Annotated in this window: 20 protein-coding genes, 8 tRNA genes and 3 rRNA genes; 26 read left to right on the forward strand and 5 right to left on the reverse strand. The window is 42.9% G+C overall.

Going from position 1 to position 26,988, the window contains the following annotated elements; all coding sequences use genetic code 11:
• Positions 1 to 43: 43 nt before the first annotated feature.
• The 25 genes from BLHYD_RS00070 (at position 44) to BLHYD_RS00190 (ending at position 21,838) form a co-directional block, all read left to right on the forward strand.
• The gene (locus BLHYD_RS00070) at positions 44 to 1,192 is read left to right on the forward strand and encodes a sensor histidine kinase (protein ID WP_005952453.1); all 1,149 of its coding nucleotides are present in this window, start codon (positions 44 to 46) and stop codon (positions 1,190 to 1,192) included.
• A complete protein-coding gene (locus BLHYD_RS00075) occupies positions 1,189 to 1,878 on the forward strand; it encodes a response regulator transcription factor (RefSeq protein WP_005952454.1) in 690 nt (229 codons plus the stop codon). Before BLHYD_RS00070 ends, BLHYD_RS00075 begins: the two co-directional genes overlap by 4 nt.
• Positions 1,879 to 1,939: 61 nt before the next feature.
• Positions 1,940 to 3,310, forward strand: coding sequence for an aminotransferase class I/II-fold pyridoxal phosphate-dependent enzyme (locus tag BLHYD_RS00080; protein ID WP_322141403.1), 1,371 nt, complete (start codon positions 1,940 to 1,942; stop codon positions 3,308 to 3,310).
• An 18-nt stretch (positions 3,311 to 3,328) separates the two neighbouring features.
• Entirely contained in the window at positions 3,329 to 3,952 is a 624-nt protein-coding gene (locus BLHYD_RS00085; RefSeq protein ID WP_005952457.1) for a nucleoside/nucleotide kinase family protein, read from the forward strand.
• 57 nt (positions 3,953 to 4,009) lie between these two features.
• Positions 4,010 to 4,999 (forward strand): DNA polymerase III subunit delta', encoded by a 990-nt coding sequence (holB, locus tag BLHYD_RS00090; RefSeq protein ID WP_021844455.1) that lies wholly within the window; start codon positions 4,010 to 4,012, stop codon positions 4,997 to 4,999.
• Position 5,000: 1 nt separating this feature from the next.
• Positions 5,001 to 5,897: a PSP1 domain-containing protein gene (locus BLHYD_RS00095; protein ID WP_021844456.1), complete on the forward strand. Its 897-nt coding sequence runs from the start codon at positions 5,001 to 5,003 to the stop codon at positions 5,895 to 5,897.
• Positions 5,894 to 6,631, forward strand: coding sequence for a tRNA1(Val) (adenine(37)-N6)-methyltransferase (locus BLHYD_RS00100; RefSeq protein WP_005952461.1), 738 nt, complete (start codon positions 5,894 to 5,896; stop codon positions 6,629 to 6,631). The genes BLHYD_RS00095 and BLHYD_RS00100 overlap by 4 nt, the downstream gene beginning before the upstream one ends.
• A gap of 21 nt (positions 6,632 to 6,652) precedes the next feature.
• Entirely contained in the window at positions 6,653 to 7,495 is an 843-nt protein-coding gene (gene rsmI, locus BLHYD_RS00105; RefSeq protein WP_005952462.1) for a 16S rRNA (cytidine(1402)-2'-O)-methyltransferase, read from the forward strand.
• Between the two features lie 531 nt (positions 7,496 to 8,026).
• Complete coding sequence (gyrB, locus tag BLHYD_RS00110; RefSeq protein ID WP_021844458.1) at positions 8,027 to 9,955, forward strand: DNA topoisomerase (ATP-hydrolyzing) subunit B; 1,929 nt, start codon at positions 8,027 to 8,029, stop codon at positions 9,953 to 9,955.
• Positions 9,956 to 9,992: 37 nt separating this feature from the next.
• Positions 9,993 to 12,497, forward strand: coding sequence for a DNA gyrase subunit A (gyrA, locus tag BLHYD_RS00115; RefSeq protein WP_005952466.1), 2,505 nt, complete (start codon positions 9,993 to 9,995; stop codon positions 12,495 to 12,497).
• Between the two features lie 5 nt (positions 12,498 to 12,502).
• Positions 12,503 to 13,048 carry a hypothetical protein gene (locus BLHYD_RS00120; protein WP_005952467.1) on the forward strand — a complete coding sequence of 182 codons (546 nt, stop codon included), beginning with the start codon at positions 12,503 to 12,505 and terminating at the stop codon, positions 13,046 to 13,048.
• A gap of 200 nt (positions 13,049 to 13,248) precedes the next feature.
• Entirely contained in the window at positions 13,249 to 14,091 is an 843-nt protein-coding gene (locus BLHYD_RS00125; protein ID WP_005952468.1) for a fumarate hydratase, read from the forward strand.
• A gap of 13 nt (positions 14,092 to 14,104) precedes the next feature.
• Positions 14,105 to 14,659, forward strand: coding sequence for a Fe-S-containing hydro-lyase (locus tag BLHYD_RS00130; RefSeq protein ID WP_005952469.1), 555 nt, complete (start codon positions 14,105 to 14,107; stop codon positions 14,657 to 14,659).
• On the forward strand, positions 14,656 to 15,369 hold the full coding sequence (locus BLHYD_RS00135; RefSeq protein WP_021844461.1) for a lysophospholipid acyltransferase family protein: 714 nt from the start codon (positions 14,656 to 14,658) through the stop codon (positions 15,367 to 15,369). The genes BLHYD_RS00130 and BLHYD_RS00135 overlap by 4 nt, the downstream gene beginning before the upstream one ends.
• A gap of 299 nt (positions 15,370 to 15,668) precedes the next feature.
• Positions 15,669 to 15,756: transfer RNA gene (locus BLHYD_RS00140), tRNA-Ser, on the forward strand.
• Positions 15,757 to 16,090: 334 nt separating this feature from the next.
• Positions 16,091 to 17,624 (forward strand): 16S ribosomal RNA (locus tag BLHYD_RS00145).
• Between the two features lie 142 nt (positions 17,625 to 17,766).
• Positions 17,767 to 17,884: ribosomal RNA gene (rrf, locus tag BLHYD_RS00150) — 5S ribosomal RNA — on the forward strand.
• Between the two features lie 335 nt (positions 17,885 to 18,219).
• A 23S ribosomal RNA gene (locus BLHYD_RS00155) occupies positions 18,220 to 21,104 on the forward strand.
• Together the 16S, 23S and 5S rRNA genes with 8 tRNA genes alongside form the textbook arrangement of a ribosomal RNA operon.
• Before the next feature lie 87 nt (positions 21,105 to 21,191).
• Positions 21,192 to 21,265, forward strand: a tRNA-Asp gene (locus BLHYD_RS00160).
• A gap of 28 nt (positions 21,266 to 21,293) precedes the next feature.
• Positions 21,294 to 21,366 (forward strand) — tRNA-Val (locus BLHYD_RS00165).
• A 13-nt stretch (positions 21,367 to 21,379) separates the two neighbouring features.
• A tRNA-Tyr gene (locus BLHYD_RS00170) sits at positions 21,380 to 21,461 on the forward strand.
• A gap of 35 nt (positions 21,462 to 21,496) precedes the next feature.
• Positions 21,497 to 21,569: transfer RNA gene (locus BLHYD_RS00175), tRNA-Thr, on the forward strand.
• Positions 21,570 to 21,607: 38 nt separating this feature from the next.
• Positions 21,608 to 21,681: transfer RNA gene (locus tag BLHYD_RS00180), tRNA-Met, on the forward strand.
• 6 nt (positions 21,682 to 21,687) lie between these two features.
• Positions 21,688 to 21,760 (forward strand) — tRNA-Phe (locus BLHYD_RS00185).
• Positions 21,761 to 21,765: 5 nt separating this feature from the next.
• Positions 21,766 to 21,838, forward strand: a tRNA-Lys gene (locus tag BLHYD_RS00190).
• A gap of 89 nt (positions 21,839 to 21,927) precedes the next feature.
• On the opposite strand, the gene BLHYD_RS00195 is transcribed toward BLHYD_RS00190, so the two are convergent.
• The 4 genes from BLHYD_RS00195 to BLHYD_RS00210 all read right to left on the reverse strand — a co-directional run bounded on the left by BLHYD_RS00195 (position 21,928) and on the right by BLHYD_RS00210 (position 24,739).
• A complete protein-coding gene (locus BLHYD_RS00195) occupies positions 21,928 to 22,167 on the reverse strand; it encodes a GIY-YIG nuclease family protein (RefSeq protein ID WP_040350994.1) in 240 nt (79 codons plus the stop codon).
• 302 nt (positions 22,168 to 22,469) lie between these two features.
• Positions 22,470 to 23,243 (reverse strand): M23 family metallopeptidase, encoded by a 774-nt coding sequence (locus tag BLHYD_RS00200; protein ID WP_005946628.1) that lies wholly within the window; start codon positions 23,241 to 23,243, stop codon positions 22,470 to 22,472.
• A 118-nt stretch (positions 23,244 to 23,361) separates the two neighbouring features.
• Positions 23,362 to 24,192 carry a SpoIID/LytB domain-containing protein gene (locus BLHYD_RS00205; protein WP_005946630.1) on the reverse strand — a complete coding sequence of 277 codons (831 nt, stop codon included), beginning with the start codon at positions 24,190 to 24,192 and terminating at the stop codon, positions 23,362 to 23,364.
• Positions 24,193 to 24,280: 88 nt separating this feature from the next.
• Positions 24,281 to 24,739 (reverse strand): Lrp/AsnC family transcriptional regulator, encoded by a 459-nt coding sequence (locus tag BLHYD_RS00210; protein WP_005946632.1) that lies wholly within the window; start codon positions 24,737 to 24,739, stop codon positions 24,281 to 24,283.
• A 150-nt stretch (positions 24,740 to 24,889) separates the two neighbouring features.
• On the opposite strand from BLHYD_RS00210, the gene BLHYD_RS00215 reads away from it, so the two are divergent.
• Positions 24,890 to 26,242 carry an MATE family efflux transporter gene (locus BLHYD_RS00215; protein ID WP_005946634.1) on the forward strand — a complete coding sequence of 451 codons (1,353 nt, stop codon included), beginning with the start codon at positions 24,890 to 24,892 and terminating at the stop codon, positions 26,240 to 26,242.
• Positions 26,243 to 26,311: 69 nt separating this feature from the next.
• On the opposite strand, the gene trhA is transcribed toward BLHYD_RS00215, so the two are convergent.
• Positions 26,312 to 26,974 carry a PAQR family membrane homeostasis protein TrhA gene (gene trhA / locus BLHYD_RS00220; RefSeq protein WP_005946636.1) on the reverse strand — a complete coding sequence of 221 codons (663 nt, stop codon included), beginning with the start codon at positions 26,972 to 26,974 and terminating at the stop codon, positions 26,312 to 26,314.
• Between the last annotated feature and the right edge of the window lie 14 nt (positions 26,975 to 26,988).

The following is a 26,988-nucleotide window of genomic DNA, read 5'->3' on the forward strand; positions in this document are numbered from 1 at the left end:
TATGTTATAATAAATACAAATATCGACATAGGACGGGATTGGAATGAAACTAAGGACAAAGATTATAGTGGGTTTTCTCATGATTATTCTGGTGCCACTGCTGCTGTTTGCTGCTACTTTGTACGGTTTGGGAGAGTATCAGGCGCAGCAGCACGTGACAGAAGAAATGAGTGAGGAACCCACCTATGATATCAGCATATTAGATAGCGCTTCAAGGACAGCAAGAGTACAGTTAATGACGAAAGATTTATTCTTTTCTGCATTTATGATTTTAGTTATTACTGGCCTTTCTGTAGGATCTTGGATTTATCGGAGTGTCGCAGGACCTTTGGTAAAATTAAAAAAAGCAACTCATAATATCAAAGCAGGAAATTTAGATTTTGTTTTGGATGTAGAGGGAACGGATGAATTCTCGGAACTTTGTAAAGACTTTGAGGACATGAGAAAGAGACTCAAGGAATCTGCAGAGGAGAGAGTTGTGCTGGATAAAGAAAATAAGGAATTAATCAGCAATATTTCTCATGATTTGAAGACACCTATGACGGCAATTAAGGGATATGTGGAAGGTATTATGGATGGCATTGCAGATACCCCTGAAAAAATGGAGAGGTATATCCGGACAATTTACAATAAAACAAATGAAATGGATCATCTTATCAATGAGTTGACTTTCTATTCTAAAATTGATACGAATCGCATTCCCTATACTTTTAGCAAATTAAATGTAGAGGACTATTTCAATGACTGTGCGGAAGAACTGAGTGTGGAGATGGAAACACGCAATATTGAATTGGTCTACGCAAATTATGTTGATAATAAGGTTCAGATTATTGCCGACGGCGAACAGATTAGAAGAGTGATACATAATATTATCAGCAATTCCATTAAATATATGGATAAGAAAAAAGGAATCATCCAGATCAGGGTTAAAGATGTGGGAGATTTTATTCAGATTGAGATTGAGGATAATGGAAAAGGAATAGCTGCCAAAGATTTAACGAATATTTTTGATCGTTTTTATCGTACAGATGTGTCCAGAAATTCTTCAAAAGGTGGAAGCGGAATCGGCTTATCTATTGTGAAGAAGATCATGGAAGATCATGGGGGCAAAGTGTGGGCCACTAGCCGGGAAGGAATAGGGACAATCATGTACTTTGTGTTAAGAAAATACCAGGAGGTGCCAGCAGAATGAGTAAGATTTTAATTGTAGAAGATGAAGAAGCGATTGCAGATTTGGAAAGAGATTATCTGGAGATCAGCGGCTTCGAGGTGGAGATTGCTCATCGTGGCGATATTGGACTAAAGAGAGCTATGGAAGAAGATTTTGATTTAATTATCCTAGATCTGATGCTTCCAGAAGTAGATGGGTTTGATATTTGCCGACAGGTGAGAGAGATTAAAAATACGCCGATTATCATGGTATCGGCAAAGAAGGATGATATTGATAAGATAAGAGGACTTGGTCTCGGAGCAGACGACTATATGACGAAGCCTTTTAGTCCCAGCGAATTGGTAGCCAGAGTAAAGGCACATTTGGACCGTTATGAGAGATTGGTGGGTAGCGGAATGCCTAAAAATGATGTGGTTGAGATTCGTGGAATTAAGATAGATAAAACGGCTAGAAGAGTGTGGGTAAATGGTGAGGAGACAACATTTACAACGAAAGAATTTGATTTGCTTACTTTTCTTGCAGAAAATCCGAACCGCGTGTTTACAAAAGAAGAGTTGTTCCGAGAAATCTGGGATATGGAATCAGTGGGGGATATTGCTACTGTGACGGTTCATATCAAAAAAATCCGTGAGAAAATAGAATTTAATACAGCGAAACCTCAGTATATTGAGACGATCTGGGGCGTAGGCTATCGATTTAAAGTGTAAAATGCGGGAATTATATCATCAGTTAAAAAGTTATAGCAAAAAGGATTACTATCCCTTTCATATGCCGGGACATAAACGTAATCCTTTTTCTTTGGAAAAAAACATACCATGGGAAATGGATATCACAGAGATCGACGGTTTTGACAATTTGCATCATCCAGAAGGAATTTTGGCGGAGGTTCAAAAAAATGCTGCAAAACTATATGGCGTTCGGGAGAGTTTTCTAAGTGTCAACGGTAGTACAGCAGCATTGCTGACGGCAGTTTCAGCGGCGATGGAGCCAGGGAAAAAGATACTGATGTCTAGAAATTGTCATAAGGCTGTATATCATGGAATTTACCTCAGAAATTTGATTCCAGTCTATCTATATCCAGAAGTATTCAGAGAGTATGAAATCAATGGGGGCGTCGATCCAGAGGAAGTGTCGAGAGCTTTGGATGAAGACAGAGATATAAAAGCTGTGTTAATCACGTCGCCGACTTATGACGGTATTGTCTCTGATATAAAAAAAATCAGTGAGATTGTACACAGATATGGAATTCCTCTGATTGTGGATGAAGCTCATGGGGCACATTTTAGGTTTTCTGAATTTTTTCCAAATTCTGCTGTGGACGAAGGTGCAGATCTGGTTATTCAAAGTATGCACAAGACGCTTCCGGCATTGACTCAGACAGCACTTTTGCACAGATGCAGTGACAGGGTAGAAAGAGACCGTCTGCAAAGATTTATGGGAATCTATCAAAGCAGCAGTCCGTCCTATTTATTAATGGCCAGTATTGACTGGTGCGTAGGATTTCTGGCGGAAGAGGCGGCTTTGTATTGGGAGGCTTATGTCCAGCTTCTGAAAAGTACGAGAGCAGATTTAAAAAAATTAAAAAATATACGTCTCGTAGGAGAAGAACTGATAGGAAAAAAAAATGTGAAGGATGTGGATTTGTCTAAGCTTCTTTTTTGTCTCCCAGAAGGAATAGGAAATGGACACTGGCTGAATCACAAACTGAGAGAAGACTACCATTTGGAGATGGAGATGGAAGCGGAGAGATACGTGTTAGGAATCTCTTCTGTATGTGACAGTCAGAATGGAATGAGACGGCTGATAAAAGCTATGGGTGAGATAGATGCTCAGGTTCCGTCAGAAAAACGAAGAGAATGGGAAAAAAGATTCGTTATAGATAAAGAGGATATGCCTGTGCAGAAAATTACTATTGCAGAAGCTTTGGAAAAATCCACAAAGAAAGTTCTTTTAAATCAGAGCGAGGGAGAAATATCTGCGGAATTTGTTTATCTCTACCCGCCTGGAATTCCTCTGCTTACGCCAGGGGAAAAGATATCTAAAAGCCTTTTGAGGGCTTTGGACAGATATAGGAAACAGGGAATTGAGATCCAAGGATTGGCGGACTTAGAGGGAAAATGGATAAAAACAGTGGTATGAGGAGTAAGTTGGGAGAAAATGGGAAGAATTTTCTATATCATGGGAAAAAGCGCATCGGGGAAAGACAAAATTTATAAGTCTCTTTTGGAAAAGACAGATTTGAAGCTTCATCGCCTGATTTTATACACAACGAGGCCTATTCGATGTGGAGAAGTAAATGGAAATGAGTACTTCTTTGTGGACAATGCTTATTTTGAGAAGATGCTTTTAGAAGGAAAAATTATTGAGTACCGTTCCTACGAAACTGTGCATGGAAAATGGACGTATTTTACAGGGGATGATGAGCAGTTGGATTTGAAGCATTGGAACTATCTGGGAATAGGGACGCTGGAGTCTTATAAAAAGCTGAAAGATTATTTTGGCCAGGATAAAATTTGTCCAATCTATATAGAGGTCGAGGACGGAGAGAGATTGTCCAGAGCTCTGATTCGTGAAGGAAAACAGAAAATTCCTCAGTATGCGGAGATGTGTAGACGTTTTTTGGCCGACTGTGAAGACTTTTCAGAGGAAAAGCTACAGAAAGTTCAGATCGACAGACGGTTCGAGAATGACGATCTCTCTCTTTGTATTGGAGAGATTGAGGATTATATCAGATTAGAAATGAACGGTGTGAACAGTGATGAAAATAGAACTTTAAATTAAATGTTATTTGTGTTAACATAAATATAAAAATGACACATGATCAGGGAGGTGATTTTTGTGAGCGGTTTTGATTCAATTATTGGTCATGAAGATGTAGTGGAACATCTGAAAAACGCCATAGAGACAGGAAAAGTATCCCATTCTTATATATTCTATGGAGATAAGGGTGCAGGCAAGAAATTAATGGCATCTACATTTGCCATGGCGCTTCAATGTGAAAAAGATGGATTTGAACCTTGTCAGACTTGTGATTCGTGTAAAAAAGCACTGGGCAAAAATCATCCAGATATCATTCAAGTGACCCATGAAAAGCCTAATTCCATAAGTATTGATGAAATACGTCAGCAGTTGATTTTGGATGTCGATATAAAACCTTATAACAGTGAATATAAGATTTATATTATTCCAGAGGCAGATAAGATGACGCCACAGGCACAGAATGCCTTGCTGAAGACTATCGAAGAGCCACCAAGCTATGCGGTGATTATACTCTTAACAGAAAACGTTGATGGGCTTTTACCGACGATTCAATCCAGATGTATACGTTTGGATATGAAGGTAGTGGATGATGCGCTTGTGAAGGACTATCTGATGGAACATCTTCAGGTACCGGATTATCAGGCGGAGGTGGATGCATCGTACGCCCAGGGAAGTATAGGGAAGGCAAAAGAAGCGGCTACCTCAGAAGACTTTGCGAAGATGACTGAGAATGTGCTGCACATTTTAAAAAATGTAAATCGCATGGAAGTCTTTGAGTTGGTGGATGCGATCAAAGAGATTTCTCAGGACAAACAAAATGTCAATGACTATTTGGATATGATGATGTTTTGGTTTAGAGATGTGCTGATGTTTAAGGCTACCAGAGAGATTGACAATCTGGTATTTAAACAGGAAATTAATTATATTAGGGAACAGGCAAGTGAGAGGTCCTATGAGGGATTGGAAAAAATTTTGGAAGCCTTAGAGAAGACCAAGACCCGTCTGAGAGCGAATGTCAATTTCGATCTTGCTATGGAATTGCTGTTCCTGACAATCAGGGAGAAATGACATGATAAGAGTTGTTGGTGTTCGATTTCGAAACGTGGGAAAAATATATTATTTCAGCCCCAAGAACCTGCAAATTGAAGCAGACGATCACGTAATTGTGGAGACAGCTAGAGGAGTGGAGTACGGAAAGGTAGTTCTGGCTCCTAGAGATGTGGAAGATGAAAAAGTGATTCAGCCTTTGAAAGAGGTAATCCGCATTGCAACGCCGAAGGACGATGAGAGAGAAGAACAGAACCGAAAAAAGGAAAAAGAAGCGTTTCGGATATGTTTGAAGAAAATACAGGAGCATGGCTTAGCCATGAAATTGATCGATGCGGAGTATACTTTTGACAACAATAAAGTATTGTTCTATTTTACCGCAGACGGAAGAATTGATTTTCGGCAGTTAGTTAAGGATTTGGCTTCCATTTTTAAGACCCGGATTGAGCTTCGCCAGATCGGTGTAAGGGATGAGACGAAAATTTTGGGAGGAATGGGAATCTGTGGCAGGGAGCTTTGTTGTCACACATATTTGTCAGAGTTTGTTCCTGTTTCTATTAAGATGGCAAAGGAGCAGAATTTATCTCTGAATCAGACGAAGATATCGGGAGTCTGCGGGCGATTGATGTGCTGTCTGAAAAACGAACAAGAGACTTATGAGGAGCTGAATAAAAAGCTTCCGGCTATTGGAGATGTTGTCACGACTCCTGAGGGACTGCAGGGAAATGTACACAGTGTGAATGTGCTTCGTCAACAAGTAAAGGTAGTCGTAGATATTAACGATGAGAAAGAAATTCGGGAATATAAGGCGGAAGAATTGAAATTCCGTCCACGTAAGAAAAAAGTAAAGCTGACAGAACAAGAGCTGAGAGAACTGAAAGCCCTAGAAGATGAGGGAGGAAAATCCAAGTTAGAATGAGAGATGTATTGTTGGAAGGAGAACGCCTGGACGATCTTCAAAATGGATATTGTCTGATACAGGACCCGCAGAAGTTTTGTTTTGGAATGGACGCAGTTCTGTTGTCTGGTTTTGCAAGAGTAAGGCCGGAAGAAAAAGTGTTGGATATGTGCTGCGGGACAGGAATCATACCGATTTTGCTGAGAGCAAAAACAGAAGGTAGAGACTTTACTGGCTTGGAGATACAGGAAATGTGTGCTGATATGGCCAGGCGAAGTGTTTCTTACAATCATCTGGAAAAAGAAATTCGGATTGTAACAGGAGATGTGAAAGAAGCTTCTGCCATTTTTGGCAGGGCTTCTTTTGACGTAGTTACCTGTAATCCGCCTTATATGATAGGACAGCATGGCTTAGTCAATCCCCATATGCCAAAAGCAATTGCGCGCCATGAAGTTTTATGTACTTTGGAGGATGTGGTAAGCCAGGCGGCCAATGTATTAAAATCAAAGGGCAGATTTTATCTGGTACACCGGCCGTTTCGCCTGACTGAGATATTGGGAACGCTTCATGAGCATAAGTTAGAGCCGAAAAGAATGCGCCTGGTCTATCCTTATGTGGACAGGGAGCCTAATATGGTGCTGATTGAAGCGCTGTACGGAGGAAGGTCCAGAATTACCGTGGAGAAACCGTTAATCGTATATGAAAAACCGGGTGTGTATACCCGTGAAATACTCGAAACCTATGGAATGGGCTAGAGTTTTGGAAAGGAGCGTAAGATGAGCGGAAAATTATATCTGTGCGCGACACCCATTGGAAATCTGGAGGATATCACCTTTCGGGTATTGAGAACATTAAAAGAAGTGGATTTGATTGCCGCGGAAGATACGAGAAACAGCATAAAGCTCTTGAATCATTTTCAGATTTCAACACCTATGACCAGTTATCACGAGTACAATAAAATTGAGAAAGGCCGAAAGCTCGTAGAAAAGCTATTGAGCGGAAAAAACATTGCGCTGATTACGGATGCAGGGACGCCGGGAATATCAGACCCGGGAGAAGAACTGGTAGACATGTGTTATCAGGAAGAAATAGAAGTCACCTCTCTGCCAGGTCCGGTAGCTTGTATCACAGCTTTGACTATGTCAGGACTTCCGACCCGTAGGTTTGCATTTGAGGCATTTCTGCCCGCAGATAAAAAAGAACGGAAAAAGGTGTTGGATGAATTGATTCAAGAGACGCGGACCATTGTTTTGTATGAGGCACCCCATCGACTGATAAAAACGCTGAAAGAGCTTAGGGAGTTTCTTGGAGACCGCAGGGCAACTCTGTGCAGAGAAATCACGAAAAAACATGAGACAGCTTTTGTGTCCAGTTTAGATGGACTGCTTGAATATTACCAGACTCAGGAACCAAAGGGAGAATGTGTTTTAGTGATCGAGGGAAAAAGCCAAGCAGAGAAGGAAGAAGAAAGTCGTAAGGAATGGATGAAAATGACTTTGGAAGAACACATGAAATATTACGAAGAACAGGGAATGGAGAGAAAGAACGCCATGAAACAGGTGGCGAAGGATCGGGGAACTACCAAAAGAGAAATTTATCAGAAACTGCTCACAGATTAAATTCTGTGGGCAGTTTTCTGTTATAGGAAATGATTTGCTAAGGATGTGCACGTTTTAGGGGTAGAAACAGTTCAGCCAACGCCATTCGTAAAATCGTACTGCGTATTTATTGTGGCTGACGCCACCATTTTGCTCATGAAAAGGCGCTTAGTTCATACAAATGTTCTCTCACAAAAACATACAAGTATGTTTTATGCTTCCCGTACACTGTATGGATGAACTGTTGTTGCTGTCCACTCACCTGCGGTTCGTGATGCACGCAAACTGTTACAGAAGCCAAATAGTATATCGTAAAATAGCTGGAAAATCAAGTGATTTTATGATATACTAGATTAGTATAAGTGTGTCTAGTTATTATTCAATATTGACCACAAACCCTCGGTTTACAAGAGCAGCACAGATATTGTTTTGAAGGAAATCAGATGCAACCAATTGTTTTTCCAGGGCACTGTGTGTTCTTGTAAATTGAGGGACTTCGTTGGCACTTGTGGAGTTGGATGATAGCATCTAAAAATGAACGGGAGGAATAAGATGGGTACAGAAAATTTGGAAGAATACGGGGCCGATCAAATCCAGATTCTGGAAGGACTGGAAGCTGTACGTAAGAGACCCGGAATGTATATAGGAAGTACATCCAGCCGTGGGCTGCATCATTTGGTCTATGAGATTGTAGACAATGCAGTGGATGAAGCTCTGGCTGGATTTTGTGATGAAATACAGGTGACGATAAATTCGGGAGATTCCATTACGGTCATTGACAATGGACGGGGGATTCCTGTGGGAATCAATCACAAGGCAGGAATACCGGCTGTGGAGGTTGTATTTACAATACTACATGCAGGCGGTAAATTTGGCGGCGGAGGATACAAAGTGTCCGGAGGACTGCACGGAGTAGGTGCGTCAGTGGTAAATGCACTGTCAGAATGGCTGGAAGTTACGATTTATCATGAGGGAAAGGTCTATCGCCAGCGATATGAGAGAGGAAACACAGTCTACAAATTAAAGATCGTGGGAGAATGTGAGCCAGAGAAGACAGGGACTATGGTAAGCTTTCTGCCGGATAAAAAAATTTTTGAGGAGACAGTGTACGACTATGATATTTTAAAGCAGAGATTCCGTGAAATGGCCTTTTTGACAAAAGGTCTGAAAATTGTGCTGACGGATGAGAGAACAGATGAGAGAATCAGTCATACTTTTCACTACGAAGGCGGAATCAAAGAATTTGTCAAATATCTGAATCGTAGTAAGACGGAACTCTATCCTGAGGTTATTTATTGTGAGGGAGAAAAAGACGGAGTGTTTGTGGAAGTAGCCATGCAGCACAATGATTCCTATACAGAGAACACCTATGGATTTGTAAATAATATCACAACCCCTGAAGGGGGAACCCATGTGGTAGGTTTTCGAAACGCTCTGACAAAGACATTTAATGACTATGCGAGAAAGAATAAGCTGTTAAAGGACAGTGAGCCGAATCTCAGCGGTGAAGATATTAGAGAAGGGCTGGCAGCCATTGTCAGCGTTAAGATCGAGGAACCACAGTTTGAGGGTCAGACGAAGCAGAAGTTGGGTAATAGTGAAGCTAGAGGTGCGGTGGACAATATTGTGAGTAAACAACTGGAGCTGTTTTTGGAACAGAATCCATCTGTTGCTAAGGTGATTGTAGAGAAATCTCTGCTGGCACAAAGAGCCAGGGATGCGGCGAGAAAGGCCAGAGATCTGACTCGCAGAAAATCTGCGCTGGATGGAATGTCCCTGCCAGGAAAACTGGCTGATTGTTCTGATAAAAATCCGGAAAACTGCGAGATTTACATTGTGGAGGGAGATTCTGCCGGAGGTTCAGCAAAGACTGCCAGAAGCCGCGCTACTCAGGCAATTCTTCCATTAAGAGGTAAAATCCTCAATGTGGAGAAGGCAAGGCTGGATAAAATTTATGCAAATAAAGAGATCAAAGCGATGATTACAGCTTTTGGAACCGGAATCCATGAGGATTTTGACATTACGAAACTGAGATATCACAAGATTATCATTATGACGGATGCCGATGTGGATGGGGCGCATATTGCGACTTTACTTTTGACATTTCTCTATCGTTTTATGCCAGAATTGATAAAACAGGGGTATGTATATTTGGCGCAGCCGCCTCTCTATAAAGTGGAGAAGAATAAGAAAGTATGGTATGCGTACAGCGATGATGAGCTGAATCGGATTTTGACAGAGATAGGTCGTGATGGGAATAATAAAATTCAGCGATATAAAGGTTTGGGAGAGATGGATGCGGACCAATTGTGGGAGACTACTATGGACCCAGAAAAGCGTATATTGCTGCGTGTCACCATGGATGAGGAATCTTCAGCGGAAATTGACTTAACATTTACAACTCTGATGGGAGACAAGGTCGAGCCGCGGCGGGAGTTCATCGAAGAAAATGCACGGTTTGTAAAAAATCTGGATATTTAACCAGACGAACTGAAGCTCAGTTAGCAGGAGGAAGATAATGGAAGACAATATTTTTGACAAAGTCCATGATGTTGATCTGAAGAAGACCATGGAGACTTCTTATATCGATTACGCGATGAGTGTAATTGCTGCCCGTGCGCTGCCCGATGTAAGAGATGGATTAAAACCAGTACAGAGAAGAGTTCTGTACTCAATGATAGAATTGAACAATGGTCCTGACAAACCGCACAGAAAATGCGCGCGTATTGTCGGAGATACCATGGGTAAATACCATCCCCATGGGGACAGTTCCATCTATGGAGCACTGGTAAATATGGCCCAAGAGTGGTCTACGAGATATCCTCTGGTGGATGGACATGGAAATTTTGGCTCTGTGGACGGAGATGGAGCGGCTGCTATGCGTTACACAGAGGCACGTCTGAGTAAAATTTCTATGGAAATGTTGGCGGACATCAATAAGAATACAGTTGATTTTGTCCCCAACTTTGACGAGACTGAGAGAGAACCGGTGGTTCTGCCCTCGCGCTATCCTAATTTGCTGGTGAATGGAACTTCCGGTATTGCAGTGGGAATGGCTACAAATATTCCACCTCACAATCTAAAAGAAGTGATCGACGGAGTAGTAAAAATTATTGATAATATCATCGAGGAGGACAGAGATACCAGCCTGGAAGAAATTCTCCAAGTGATAAAAGGGCCTGATTTTCCGACAGGGGCTACGATACTGGGTACTCACGGAATTGAGGAGGCATACCGCACAGGAAGAGGAAAAATCCGTGTTCGGGCAGTGACAGATATTGAGAGCCTGCCCAATGGAAAGAGCCGTATTATAGTCACAGAGCTTCCATACTTGGTAAACAAAGCACGTCTAATCGAAAAAATTGCCGAGCTGGTAAGAGATAAAAAGGTTGAAGGGATTACAGATCTTAATGACCATTCTAACCGGGAAGGTATGAGAATATGCATTGATCTGAAAAAAGATGCCAATGCCAATGTAGTTTTAAATCAATTATATAAACATACGCAGCTTCAAGATACCTTTGGAGTGATTATGCTGGCGCTGATTAATAATCAGCCAAAGATTATGAATCTCTTAGAGATGTTGAAGCATTATCTGGCGCATCAGGAAGAGGTTGTTACCAGGAGAACGCAGTATGAACTGAACAAAGCGCAGGAGAGAGCACATATCTTAGAAGGACTTTTAAAGGCATTGGATAATATTGATGAGGTAATTCGTATTATCCGAGGGGCCAGAACTCCTCAAACGGCAAAAGAGCAATTGATGGAGAGGTTTGGATTAACGGAGGTTCAAGCTCAGGCAATCATTGATATGCGATTGAGAGCGCTGACAGGTCTGGAAAGAGAGAAACTGGAAGCAGAATATGCGGAGTTAATGGAAAAGATTCGAAAATATAAAGCAATTTTGGCCGATAGAAATTTGCTGTTAAGAGTTGTGCGCGAAGAGATTCTGCTGATTTCAGAAAAGTATGGAGATGACAGGAGGACACAGATCGGATTTGATGAGTTTGATATTTCCATGGAAGATCTGATACCAAAACAGAACACGGTTATTACTATGACTAAATTAGGGTATATCAAGAGAATGACCGTAGATAATTTCCGCAGCCAGAATCGAGGCGGAAAAGGGATTAAAGGAATGCAGACCATCGAGAACGATTATATTGAAGAACTCTTGATGACTACCACTCATCATTATCTGATGTTTTTTACAAACACAGGAAAAGTCTATCGTTTGAAAGCCTATGAGATTCCAGAGGCTGGACGTACGGCCAGGGGAACTGCGATCATCAATCTTCTTCAGCTTGCGCCAGGAGAAAAGATCACAGCAGTAATTCCGCTCAACAAGTTTGAAGAGGGAAAATATTTGATGATGGTCACCAAGAAAGGGTTAGTGAAACGGACTCCTATTTTGGATTATGAACATGTACGGAAGACAGGATTAGCCGCGATTGTGCTAAGAGATGAAGATGAGCTGATAGAGGTAAAATATACGGATAACAAGAAACATATTATATTGGTTACGAAAGAAGGCATGTGTATCCGATTTAAAGAAAATGATGTCAGAAGCACAGGAAGAGTGTCCATGGGAGTAAGAGGTATGAATCTGTCAGACAGCGACGAAGTTGTAGGTATGCAGCTAGATACGCAAGGGGATTGTCTGCTGTTTGTATCAGAAAAAGGAATGGGAAAGAGAACATCTATAAGCGAGTTTACCTGTCAGAACCGTGGTGGAAAAGGAGTGAAGTGTTATAAAATCACTGAGAAGACTGGAAATGTGATTGGTGTCAAGGCAGTGAATGAAGAAAATGAGGTGATGATGATTACTACAGAGGGAATCATCATACGCCTTCAGTGTTCAGACATTTCAATGCTGGGAAGAATTACTTCAGGTGTAAAATTAATTAATCTGGATGAAGGGGTAAAGGTCGCCAGTGTTGCAAAAGTAAGAGAAAAAGTAGAGGAAAGTGCACAGGTATTAACAAGTAATTTGTCGCAAGAGAGTACAAAAGGGGAAGAATAGTTATTATGAAAAAGGGAGTTCGTTTACTTTTAGTATGCTTAATGTTTATAGTGGTCGCCAGCGGCTGTGGGGTTAGTCACAAATCGCCGGAAGGAGTGGTGAAATCTCTGATCAAAGCCTATGACAAAGAAAAAGAAAAGACAATCTTGGAGTGCTATGGAATTGATGAAAAAGCAGATAAAACTACGCAGGCGGAGATTGATGGGACCATAAAATATTTTAAAGCACATGATGCAAAAAGTATCGAAGTGATTAAATGCGACACAATAAAAGAATACAAAAAATATGCATTGGTATATGTATATTATGAGCTAAATCTTGGAAATAAGAAAGCGTATCCTTGTATTTCAACGTATATGACCAGAAAGAAAGATGGGAAATATTATATAATGCCTTCTGATGATATCACTGAGAAAATGAGTCGACAGGCGGCGACCGACTATGCTGCTTTTATGAACACAGATGTATATAAAGACTACACGAAAGCTTATGAGGTGTTTATAAAGAAAAATCCAGGATACGAGGATAAAATAAGCAGTAAGTTATTATAAAAAATTCTGCAAAGCATTTACATTATAGGAAAGAACTTTCACATATAAATGTGACAGGGTCTTTCCTATAAGTGAAAGAGATAATGTCAGAGGGAGCTTCTGACAGTTTAATCTCTATGGGAATGTAGAGAAAATTCTTTTATAAAGAGATTGAAAAAGGAAGAGGCGCAAGTCCTCTTTGTTTTATGAGGAGATAGAAAATGAGGACAGTACAAGTTCAAGAAATCACAGAACAGATTAGAGAAATGTGTATTCTGGTAAATCATGAACTCTCACAGGATATGCAGGAAAAATTGGCAGAGGCGAAAAGCTGCGAGGAGTCTGTTTTGGGAAAGCAGATTTTGGAACAGCTGGAAGACAATCTGAAAATTGCGAAAGAGGACCGGATTCCTATCTGTCAGGATACGGGGATGGCAGTAATCTTTTTGGAAATTGGCCAAGATGTACACCTAGAAGGTGGAAATGTAGAAGAGGCTATAAATGAGGGAGTGCGACAGGGATATGTGCAGGGATATCTGAGAAAATCTGTGGTAAAAGACCCTCTGATCAGGGAAAATACGAAAGATAATACACCGGCAGTCATTCACTATTCCATTGTTCCGGGAGAACAAATAAAAATTACTCTTGCTCCAAAAGGATTTGGAAGCGAAAACATGAGCCGTGTCTTTATGCTGAAACCGGCAGATGGAATAGAAGGAGTGAAAAAGGCAATCTTACAAGCGGTAGACGATGCAGGACCGAATGCCTGTCCGCCGATGGTAGTCGGAGTAGGGATCGGTGGTACTTTTGAAAAGTGTGCGTTGATGGCAAAACAAGCGTTGACCAGACCGGCAAACGAAAGTTCCCCAATTCCTTACATAAGAGATTTGGAAAAAGAGATGCTGGAAAAAATCAATAGTTTGGGTATTGGGCCAGGTGGATTGGGAGGAACAGTGACAGCTTTTGCAGTCAATATCAATACCTATCCTACACATATCGCAGGGCTGCCAGTGGCAGTTAATATATGTTGTCATGTGAACAGACATATAGTAAGAACAATATAAAAGGAGAAAAGGTATGGAGAAACAGATATATCTGCCTTTAGAAACAGAAGTAATCGAAGAACTGCGAGCAGGTGATTATGTAAAATTAACTGGAACTATTTATACAGCGAGAGATGCTGCTCATAAGAGAATGTCAGAGACTTTGGATAGAGGAGATGAACTTCCAATTAATATAGAAGGGACAATAATCTACTATATGGGACCTTCCCCGGCCAGAGAAGGCCGCCCTATTGGGTCAGCAGGTCCTACTACGGCCAGCCGGATGGACAAATACGCACCTAGACTGATGGATTTAGGAATGAGAGGTATGATTGGAAAAGGAAAAAGGACAGAAGAAGTCAAAAATGCGATTGTCAGGAATAAAGGAGTATATTTTGCAGCCGTAGGAGGAGCGGGAGCTCTGTTGTCAAAAAAAATTCTCTCATCTAAAATAGTGGCTTATGAAGATTTAGGTACAGAAGCGATTCGCGAGTTAGAGGTAGAAGATTTTCCAGTTATTGTAGTGATTGATTCACAGGGAAATAATTTATATGAGACAGCGACGGAAGAATGGAGAAGACTGCCATGAAAAGAATATTGATGATGGTATTTCGAAACTTGATTTTTGTACCTTTTGGCTGGATAAGACTCTGCTATTATGCAAGTCATGTAGACAAATATACAGAAGAGCAAAGATATGCAATGTTGAAAAAAATTGTATACAGGGCCAATTGGGGAGGAAAAATTACGATTGACGCCCATGGGGTGGAGAATATACCGAAGGAAAAAGGATTTATTTTTTATCCAAATCATCAAGGATTATATGATGTATTGGCAATCATTGATGCGTGTCCAATACCGTTTGCAGTGGTTATGAAAAAAGAACTGCAAAATATCCAATTCTTAAAACAAGTGTTTGCATGTATGAAAGCATACGCTATGGACAGAGAAGATGTAAAACAGTCCATGCAGGTAATTTTAAATGTCACAAAAGAAGTGAAACAAGGAAGAAATTTCCTCATTTTTGCTGAGGGAACTAGAAGCAGGCAGGGAAATAAGCTTTTAGATTTCAAAGGCGGTAGTTTTAAGGCGGCCACAAAGGCAAGATGCCCTATTGTACCTATAGCATTGGTGGATTCTTATAAGGCTTTTGATACAGGATCTGTGGAGAAAATGACAGTACATATTCATTTTCTGCCTCCACTTACCTATGAGGAATATCGAGATATGAAAACCACCGAAATTGCAGATGAGGTGAAAAGGCGTATTGAAACTGCTATTTCGGAATATGAGAAATAGAAAAAATGTAACTATTCAGCCATAACAGCTCGGATTAACTGCTGTGCAGCTTATATCGCCGCATATGCGGCCAAATCCTCGCATATGACTAAGTGCCATATGCCTGATAAGAGACAAACTTCTCTGCAAGTAAGCTTGCTCCGGATTTTTGTTCTCATCAATCGCATGGCTGAATAGTTACAAAAAAATATAAAAAATGGAAAAAAACCGTTGACAAGGCGGTTTTTTTTATATATAATTCAATATGCGCTTGTGATTGGCGCATAAAAAAATTGCAGATTTTATATAAATCAGGCATTGGAGAAGTACTCAAGTGGCTGAAGAGGCGCCCCTGCTAAGGGTGTAGGTCGTTTGCGCGGCGCGAGGGTTCAAATCCCTCCTTCTCCGTTCGTTATATTAATCAGTCAAAAGAAAGTCAAAAAAACTTGAAAAAAGTTCTTGACAGGAGAGGAAAGACATGGTAGTATAACAAAGCTGCTTCAAGCGAGGCGCCAGGAACTGACAAAAAAGTTTAAAAAAGCTAAAAAAGTTCTTGACAAACAGAAAGCGGTTTGGTAAGATAATCAAGCTGACTCGCGAGAGGGAAGCAAAGAACCTTGATAACTGAACAGTAAAACACATAGAACTCGAAAATTCTTTACATTCAAGAACGGTTTGAACGAACCAAAAGCAGTAATGAGGAATTAGGATAGCCAAGGGTTATCCTGAGACATCAAACACTAATTCAGAGAGTTTGATCCTGGCTCAGGATGAACGCTGGCGGCGTGCTTAACACATGCAAGTCGAACGAAGCGATAGAGAACGGAGATTTCGGTTGAAGTTTTCTATTGACTGAGTGGCGGACGGGTGAGTAACGCGTGGGTAACCTGCCCTATACAGGGGGATAACAGTTAGAAATGACTGCTAATACCGCATAAGCGCACAGCTTCGCATGAAGCGGTGTGAAAAACTGAGGTGGTATAGGATGGACCCGCGTTGGATTAGCTAGTTGGTGAGGTAACGGCCCACCAAGGCGACGATCCATAGCCGGCCTGAGAGGGTGAACGGCCACATTGGGACTGAGACACGGCCCAAACTCCTACGGGAGGCAGCAGTGGGGAATATTGCACAATGGGGGAAACCCTGATGCAGCGACGCCGCGTGAAGGAAGAAGTATCTCGGTATGTAAACTTCTATCAGCAGGGAAGAAAGTGACGGTACCTGACTAAGAAGCCCCGGCTAATTACGTGCCAGCAGCCGCGGTAATACGTAAGGGGCAAGCGTTATCCGGATTTACTGGGTGTAAAGGGAGCGTAGACGGTTTGGCAAGTCTGATGTGAAAGGCATGGGCTCAACCTGTGGACTGCATTGGAAACTGTCAGACTTGAGTGCCGGAGAGGCAAGCGGAATTCCTAGTGTAGCGGTGAAATGCGTAGATATTAGGAGGAACACCAGTGGCGAAGGCGGCCTGCTGGACGGTAACTGACGTTGAGGCTCGAAAGCGTGGGGAGCAAACAGGATTAGATACCCTGGTAGTCCACGCTGTAAACGATGAATACTAGGTGTCGGGTGGCAAAGCCATTCGGTGCCGCAGCAAACGCAATAAGTATTCCACCTGGGGAGTACGTTCGCAAGAATGAAACTCAAAGGAATTGACGGGGACCCGCACAAGCGGTGGAGCATGTGGTTTAATTCGAAGCAACGCGAAGAACCTTACCAAATCTTGACATCCCTCTGACCGGGAAGTAATGTTCCCTTTTCTTCGGAACAGAGGAGACAGGTGGTGCATGGTTGTCGTCAGCTCGTGTCGTGAGATGTTGGGTTAAGTCCCGCAACGAGCGCAACCCTTATTCTTAGTAGCCAGCAGGTAGAGCTGGGCACTCTAGGGAGACTGCCAGGGATAACCTGGAGGAAGGTGGGGATGACGTCAAATCATCATGCCCCTTATGATTTGGGCTACACACGTGCTACAATGGCGTAAACAAAGGGAAGCGAAGGGGTGACCTGGAGCAAATCTCAAAAATAACGTCTCAGTTCGGATTGTAGTCTGCAACTCGACTACATGAAGCTGGAATCGCTAGTAATCGCGAATCAGAATGTCGCGGTGAATACGTTCCCGGGTCTTGTACACACCGCCCGTCACACCATGGGAGTCAGTAACGCCCGAAGTCAGTGACCCAACCGAAAGGAGGGAGCTGCCGAAGGTGGGACTGATAACTGGGGTGAAGTCGTAACAAGGTAGCCGTATCGGAAGGTGCGGCTGGATCACCTCCTTTCTAAGGAAAAGAGAAGGAGTAGAGGAGACATGTGTTTTACTGTTGAGGTATTAAGGGAGGAGGAAGTTCTTGCGCACAGGGGTGCGAAGAACAGCTTTCGTACTAAGTTCGGTGCGGAGCGCCTCACTAAGTACTCAATGCTTCTGGCGGCGATGCGTTTGGGGGAGACACCCGTACCCATCCCGAACACGACGGTTAAGACCCAGACGGCCGAGGGTACTGCACTGGAGACGGTGTGGGAGAGTAGGTGGCTGCCAGATTAAAAGAAAATAACAGTGGAAAGCTGTTGAGATAAAACGGCATGGTCGGAACCATGCAACCTACATCAGCAGGGAAATGCTGTTCCAATAACTGGTTTTACCAGTGATGAAAGCAGAGAAGAGATTGTCTGTTTTCATGGCTGATAAAACATCAGTCAGGATTGTACCTTGAAAATTGCATACATGAGAAATAAATCCTTGAAAAACGCCGTGTTGCCTGGTAGGGACGCATTCAATGGTGCACTTACTTAGGTAACGCGCAAGATAGGAAGACATCGATGATAAGTTATCATCAAGAGGAAAGAAGGCCAAGCTGTTAACGCTATAACAGCAGATGGTCAAGCAAAAAGAGCGCAGGGCGGATGCCTTGGCACTAAGAGCCGAAGAAGGACGTGATAAGCTGCGAAAAGCCGCGGGGAGGAGCAAATATCCCTTGATCCGCGGATGTCCGAATGGGGAAACCCGGCAGAGAAGACCTCTGTCATCCATACATGAATCCATAGTGTATGGAAGGGAACCCGGGGAACTGAAACATCTAAGTACCCGGAGGAAAAGAAAGAAAACTCGATTCCCAAAGTAGCGGCGAGCGAAATGGGAGGAGCCTAAACCAGTGTGCGTGCACACTGGGGTTACGGACTGCATTTAAGATTCTCTAAGGTTAGAAGAACGGTTTTGGGAAAGCCGGCCAGAGAGGGTGAAAGCCCCGTACACGAAAACCGAAGAGACTGAGCAGGATCCAGAGTACCGCGAGACACGTGGAACCTTGCGGGAAATCAGGGGGACCACCCCCTAAGGCTAAATACTACTTAGTGACCGATAGCGGATAGTACTGTGAAGGAAAGGTGAAAAGAACCCCGGGAGGGGAGTGAAAGAGAACCTGAAACCCTGTGTTTACAAGCTGTGGAACACCCTTATGTGGTGAACCGCGTACTTTTTGTAGAACGGTCCGGCGAGTTACGCTTACTGGCAAGGTTAAGGACTTAAAGGTCTGGAGCCGTAGGGAAACCAAGTCTTAATAGGGCCAAAGTCAGTAAGAGTAGACCCGAAACCGGGTGATCTATCCATGTCCAGGCTGAAGTTGCCGTAAAAGGCAATGGAGGGCCGAACCCACATCCGTTGAAAAGGGTGGGGATGAGGTGTGGATAGGGGAGAAATTCCAATCGAACCCGGAGATAGCTGGTTCTCCTCGAAATAGCTTTAGGGCTAGCCTCGATTTAGATTTGCGGAGGTAGAGCACTGAATTTCCTAGGGGGCGTCAAAGCTTACCGAAGAATATCAAACTCCGAATGCCGTGTAATTGATGATCGGGAGTCAGACTGCACGAGATAAGTTGGGCAGTCAAAAGGGAAAGAGCCCAGACCTCCAGCTAAGGTCCCAAAGTGCGTGTTAAGTGGAAAAGGATGTGGGATTTCGAAGACAACTAGGATGTTGGCTTAGAAGCAGCCATACATTCAAAGAGTGCGTAATAGCTCACTAGTCGAGAGGTCCTGCGCCGAAAATGTCCGGGGCTAAAACACGACACCGAAGCTGAGGAATCGAAAGATTGGTAGAGGAGCATTGCATGTGGGACGAAGCAGTACCGGAAGGAGCTGTGGACTGCATGGAAGAGAGAATGCCGGAATGAGTAGCGAGAATAAGGTGAGAATCCTTATGGCCGAATATCCAAGGTTTCCAGAGTAAAGCTGATCTGCTCTGGGTAAGTCGGGGCCTAAGGCGAGGACGAAAGTCGTAGTCGATGGACAGCAGGTGGAGATTCCTGCACTGCTGTGTAACAGAACTGTGGGGACATATGTGGTGAGTGCGAGCCGGGAATGGGAAGCCCGGTGCAAGCGAGGTACCAGTCACGTAGGCAAATCCGCGTGGCAATGGGAAGACGTGATGCGGAGCGAAAGTTAGTAGCGAAGAGCGTAAGCCATGTGTCAAGAAAAGCCGCTATTGTTTATACAGTACCCGTACCGGAAACCGACACAGGTGGATGAGGAGAGAATCCTAAGGCCGACGGAAGAAGCATTGTCAAGGAACTCGGCAAAATGACCCCGTAACTTCGGGAGAAGGGGTGCCACAGAAGATGTGGCCGCAGAGAATAGGCTCAAGCAACTGTTTAGCAAAAACACAGGTCTATGCAAAACCGAAAGGTGAGGTATATGGGCTGACGCCTGCCCGGTGCTGGAAGGTTAAGAGGAGGAGTCAGGAAACGAAGCTCTGAATTGAAGCCCCAGTAAACGGCGGCCGTAACTATAACGGTCCTAAGGTAGCGAAATTCCTTGTCGGGTAAGTTCCGACCCGCACGAAAGGCGTAATGATTTGAGCGCTGTCTCGACAATGCATCCGGTGAAATTGAAGTACCAGTGAAGATGCTGGTTACCTGCGCCAGGACGGAAAGACCCCATGGAGCTTTACTCCAGCTTGATACTGGGATTCGGTATTGCATGTACAGGATAGGTGGGAGACGAAGAAGTGAGGACGCCAGTTTTCACGGAGTCGGCGTTGGGATACCACCCTTGCGGTATTGGGTTTCTAACCAGCAGCCGTGACCCGGCTGGGGGACAATGTCAGGTGGGGAGTTTGACTGGGGCGGTCGCCTCCGAAAGGGTATCGGAGGCGCTCAAAGGTTCCCTCAGAATGGACGGAAACCATTCGAAGAGTGCAAAGGCAGAAGGGAGCTTGACTGCGACACCGACGGGTGGAGCAGGTACGAAAGTAGGACTTAGTGATCCGGTGGTATTAAGTGGGAATGCCATCGCTCAACGGATAAAAGCTACCCTGGGGATAACAGGCTTATCACTCCCAAGAGTTCACATCGACGGAGTGGTTTGGCACCTCGATGTCGGCTCATCGCATCCTGGGGCTGTAGTAGGTCCCAAGGGTTGGGCTGTTCGCCCATTAAAGCGGTACGCGAGCTGGGTTCAGAACGTCGTGAGACAGTTCGGTCCCTATCCGGCGTGGGCGTAGGATATTTGAGAGGAGCTGTCCTTAGTACGAGAGGACCGGGATGGACTGGCCGCTGGTGTATCTGTTGTTCTACCAAGAGCATGGCAGAGTAGCCAAGCCGGGAAGGGATAAACGCTGAAGGCATCTAAGCGTGAAGCCCCCCTCGAGATGAGATATCCCATTCTTAGGAAGTAAGACCCCTTGAAGACGACGAGGTAGATAGGGCAGAGGTGGAAGTGCGGTAACGTATGGAGCTGACTGCTACTAATCGGTCGAGGGCTTGACCAATAGCCAGGAGAGGAAGAGAAGGCTTCTGGCAGCCAGATTTCCAAGGAATCATGTATGCAGTTTTGAAGGTGCAATGCCTTTTAATTAAGGCCCAGTGGCTCAGTTGGTTAGAGCGCCGCCCTGTCACGGCGGAGGTCGAGAGTTCGAGTCTCTTCTGGGTCGTCCACATGATACTCATGTGTGTGCAAATGGGATCTTAGCTCAGCTGGGAGAGCATCTGCCTTACAAGCAGAGGGTCATAGGTTCGAGCCCTATAGGTCCCATTTAAATTTATATGGATGGATTCCCGAGTGGCCAAAGGGGACAGACTGTAAATCTGCTGCAAATTGCTTCGGTGGTTCGAATCCACCTCCATCCATTTGCCATTAGGCCATAGGTCAATGTGCTTCATATGCCGATGTGGCTCAATTGGCAGAGCAGCTGATTTGTAATCAGCAGGTTATCGGTTCGAGTCCGATCATCGGCTTGAATGAAAAAAGTAACCATTATATGGTTTTATATTGTCGCGGGGTGGAGCAGTCTGGAAGCTCGTCGGGCTCATAACCCGAAGGTCATAGGTTCAAATCCTGTCCCCGCTATTTTGTGCCTAGTTAGCTCAGTTGGTAGAGCAGAGGACTGAAAATCCTCGTGTCTCTGGTTCGATTCCGGAACTAGGCACTTTTGGGGCATTAGCTCAGTCGGTAGAGCACTTGACTTTTAATCAAGTTGTCCGGGGTTCGAATCCCCGATGCCTCATGAAAGATAAATTTAGAATCTCAGTTTTTGAGATTCTTTTTTTGTGCAATAATCTCAGCAAATGACTGCCGTGTTCACATGAGCAGACATTAAAAGTTAATCAATGCCAATTTCTCCTTCCTGGACAGCTGTTTGATCGAATATTCTCTTTTCATGGCTTCCTGACGTGTTAAAAAGGCCTCATAATAGACGAGAACGACAGGAGTGCGGTTTCGTGTGTATTTAGCGCCTTTTCTAGAATTATGGGCGTTTAGACGCTGTGAGAGATCGTTGGTCCAGCCTGTATAGAAAGTTCCATCCGAGCATTGGACAATGTAAGTGTAGTTCATATTTATTCCTCTGACGGTAAAGATGCTGCGATATCTATGTAAAGGGATGCCGAATACCTGATGGCGGAGAAGGCATCCCAGTCTATCTGAAGCAATCGATGAAATAGTATATTTCCCATAAAGAACAAGTAAGAGTAGAGAAGTCGATTGCGGGCTTTCTTTGGTATCTTCTTTATTATACGTAAATTTTTCTGATATGTGAACGTATGATTTTAGATTTTTAAATTTAGGGAAAAGCGTAAGTGAGTGAACAGTAACAAATATAAAAAAGGCCCAAAACGGGCCTTTTTTATATATTGTCCTTAAGGAAGATAGGTAATGGGATCGATAGGTTGGTCATCTTTTGTCATAGCGAAGTAGAGACTGCTTCCTTCGATGCTGTAGTATTTACTTGGTTCAGCGATGTAACCTAATATGGTACCTTCTTTTACTGTTTGTCCTTCTTCTACTAGAAGATCTGTCAGTTGTCCGTATACAGATTGATAGCCGTTACCCATATCCATGGTAAGAGTAGTACCGGTCTTAGCTGTGTCAGCAATTGAAGTGATCGTTCCGTTTGAGGCAGCCTTTACAGGTGCGCCGACTACGGCTTTTACTACAATTGCAGGATTTAGTTTGTACTGATCTAGAGTAGAAAAATAAGTAGTGTTTTCCATACTGTAATCCATCATCAGCTCTCCCTCAACTGGCCACTGCATCAGTGAGGCTTCTGTGAAATTTACCTGTGGAAGAACAGAAGCGGATGTGCTTTGTGTCTCTTCTTCAGAACTGGTTTCACTGTCCGGGTTATCTGTTGTCTCTTCTGTTTCAACAGGGGTTTCTTCCTCAGTCACACTTGGCTCAGAATCTTCATCACTGGTTTCTGCTGACTCCTCTAAGTTTGCCTGGACATCATTGGTATCTGCGTCCACGGAAGGTTCTTCTTCAGCCTCAGCCAATTCTTCGGTGTTCTCAGTCTCGGGAACGGCTTCTTTTGTCTGTGGTTTTGATTGAAATAGTGTAATACCCAACGCAATGATGGCAGCTAATAACACGCCATTGACAATAATTCTTGTGATGGTTCCTTTTTTCATCATATTCTTTTCACCTCTATCATCTTTTCTATAAAGATAGGGTTGCCAGAATCTGAGAGTCTATGCAATAGTTTTCAATTTATTTGAGAAAATATGCTTGTGTCACTTATCATAAGATATCTTAAAAGTCAGTTGTAGTCAGCATAAGTGATGGAAAATACCAAAGCAGAATTTCATCGTAGGTACTGCCATCCTCTGCCATAATTTCGGCTCCATACTGGCTTAATCCGACACCATGTCCTTGACCTTTACATAGAAAACGCAGGTTGTCACCATTTTTTTGTATGGAAAAACAGCTGGATGCCAAACCGAATTCATGGCGAAAATACTCTCCGGAAAAAGTTGTGTCATCAGCATTGAGAGTGAGAACATAACCGGAAGAATCTGTTTTTTGTATTTCGAGTGAAGAAGGAAACTGTTGGGAGGCAATATCTTGAGTTGTAAAATAGTTGGGAGCTTCAAGGTCCTGTGAGCTGTCCACCGATTTTAGATAGGAAAACGCAGAATTGTGGAAAACTTCCTCGCCGCTGCGGGTTTTTCCACAGCTGACTTCGTGATAAGGGGTTAGGCAAGGAGTATTTTCAAAAGTCAAAATCTGACCGGAGGTGCTCTCGGTGGCATTTTGATAAGAATCTGATATGAAAAAAATTCGATACCAAGATGGCGAGGACAAAATATCAGAAAATTGAGTTTTTAATATTTCTAAGAGAGATTTTCCCTGGGATTGTTGATAGTTTAGATTCGAGCGGGCTATAACTGCCTGGGTTTTGAGAGCTTCTGAGGATTTATTATCGTCAATCTGTAGGCTTAGAAGATAGGGAAGAAATTTTTCTGCTTTGGCAGGTTGGAGGAGAGTACAAGCCTGTGCTCCGTGAAAAACGAAGGTACAGAGGAAAGGAAAGAACAGCAGGATAAAAAAGGAAGACAAAAAAATAGAAAGACGTGTTCTCATATCTGACCGCCGATAAGTTGTTCTCTTAATTAGAGTATGTGAGATGTTATGAGGATATACACGAACTGTACCTAAAAAGAGCCTGCGATTAGAGTCGCAGGCCCTTGACATCTTTAATTCGAGATAAAATAATATGGGTTTGAATACGGATGGCACCCTCTAGAGAATCAATTTCTTTGCGAATAAAATGGTCAAGTTCGTCTTGACTAGCTGCGACCGCATGAATGTGGAGGCAGCAATTGCCGCTCATTCTGTAGATCTGAGTGACTGTGTCGTTGTATTTTAGTTTGTCGATAATGGCATTCAGGTATTTTGGCTGTGTCTCAATCTCAAAATAACAGGAGACTGCTCCGCTGATTTTTTGAGGATTGATGATAGTTGTGTATTCTTCGATAATTCCTTTTTTTTCAAGGGCGTCAATACGACTTTTTACAGCGACTCTGGAAAGACCAATGATGTCACCGATTTCTGAATAGGAATATCTTGCGTTTTTGGTCAACAGCGAAAGTATTTGCTGATCGAAAGAATCCAGATTGTCTAAGTACATAGAGCTTCTCCTTTTTTGTTTAATATATTTTTGTTATATTATAGCACAGATCATATAAAACGAAAAGTAAGTAATAATTGACGATATGAATAAAATTTGATATTATTTTATTCATAAAGAATGATATTAATTTCGAAAGGAAAATAAACTGTGGAATATCGTCTAACTGAGGGAAGTATCACAAAGAATCTGTTGAAATTTGCTTTTCCGCTGATGGTAGGAAATTTACTGCAACAATTGTATAATGTGGCGGATACTTTGATTGTAGGAAGATTTCTCGGAGCAGATGCTCTCGCAGCCGTGGGCTCGTCTTATACATTGATGGTTTTTTTGACGTCGATATTACTGGGGCTGTGTATGGGGAGCAGCGCTTTCTTTTCCATGGAATTTGGGAGAGAAAACTATGACAGATTGAAAAAAGGATTTTTTATTTCCTTTGTATTGATTGGTTCTGTTACAATTTTACTGAATTTTATCGTATTTGCTCAGATTGATTTCATTATTGAATTGCTTCAAGTGCCGGCAGAAGTTGTGAAGCTGATGAGAGATTACCTGTTATATATCTTTGCGGGAATTTTTGCGACATTTCTTTATAATTATTTCGCAAATCTTTTGAGAGCAGTTGGAAATTCTGTGACACCACTGGTATTTTTAGCCTTTTCATCAGTTTTAAATATTGTGCTGGATTTGGTTTTTGTACTTGTGTTTCACTGGGGAGTCAAGGGAGCAGCGATGGCTACTGTCATCTCGCAGTATGTGTCGGGAGTCGGAATTATGCTCTACTATAGAGTTCGTTTTCCGCATCTTCAGATTCAGACACACCATATGAAATGGGACGGACAGATATTGAAGGAAATTGCGGGGCTATCTTTTCTGACGTGTATTCAGCAATCAATTATGAATCTGGGCATTTTAATGGTGCAGGGATTGGTAAATAGTTTTGGAACAGTTGTGATGGCAGCTTTTGCGGCGGCGGTGAAGATAGATTCGTTTGCATATATGCCAGTTCAGGACTTTGGAAATGCATTTTCTACTTATATTGCACAAAATTTTGGAGCGGGAAAACGGGAACGTATCCAAAAAGGAATAAAAAGTTCTGCGCTGGTATCCTTTGGGTTTTGCCTATTTATCAGTTTTGTGGTCTGTGTCTTTGCAAAGCCATTGATGGAAATATTTGTGGACCCGTCTCACATAGATATTGTGGGAGTGGGAGTCAGGTATCTGAGAATTGAAGGCGCTTTTTATTTTGGGATTGGGTTTTTATTTCTTCTGTATGGCTTTTACAGAGCGGTCAATAGACCGGGCATGTCCGTGGTATTGACAGTGATATCTCTGGGGACCAGGGTTTTTCTAGCTTATACCTTGGCGCCGATTCCATCTATAGGAGTGACGGGAATTTGGGCATCGGTCCCCATTGGCTGGATATTGGCAGATTTGACAGGGGTTATTTATTATAGGAAAAAGAAGAATCAGATTTTGACAGTAAGAAAAGAATTTCTATGAATAAGGATGCAACTAGCGCAGCTCGCCGCGGGAAATTATTTCACCACGACAAGCTGCGCTTTTTAAAATTCAGACAGCCAATGGGCAGACGAAAAAGTACATTACGATAAAGTGACAGATACTTCCAGCCATCACGAAAATGTGAAAAATCTCATGTGAACCGAAATTCTTGTGTTTGGCATCAAAGATTGGGAGTTTCAGACCATAAATGACACCGCCGATGGTATAGATAATTCCACCGGCTAACAGCCAACCAAATCCAGCATGGGAAAGTGAGTGGTAGATAGGAACCAGGGCCAAAACACAAAGCCAACCCATGCCAATATACAGGATGGAAGAGACCCATTTCGGACAGGTAATCCACGCCGCTTTAAAAATGATTCCTATGATTGCGATCGTCCACACAGCGATACAAAGGCCATAACCTAGGGTATTGTTTAAAGTAATCAAGCAGATAGGAGTATAACTGCCAGCTATCATAATAAAAATCATCATGTGATCGATTTTTCTAAGACGACGATTGACTTTCTCTGTGGAGTCTACGGAGTGATAGACTGTGCTTGCAGTGTAGAGCAAGAACATGGTGAAAATAAAAATAGCAAGGGGGATGATAGTCTCAGCTCCAGAAGAGCTAGCTGCTTTAAAAAGCAATGGTACTGCGCCGATTAGTGCTAGCAGCATTGCGATACCATGGGTGATTGCGCTACCTGGGTCTTTTAATTTTAATGTCATAAAAAGTCGCCTCC

This window comes from Blautia hydrogenotrophica DSM 10507 (assembly GCF_034356035.1).
GTDB lineage: Bacteria > Bacillota > Clostridia > Lachnospirales > Lachnospiraceae > Blautia_A > Blautia_A hydrogenotrophica.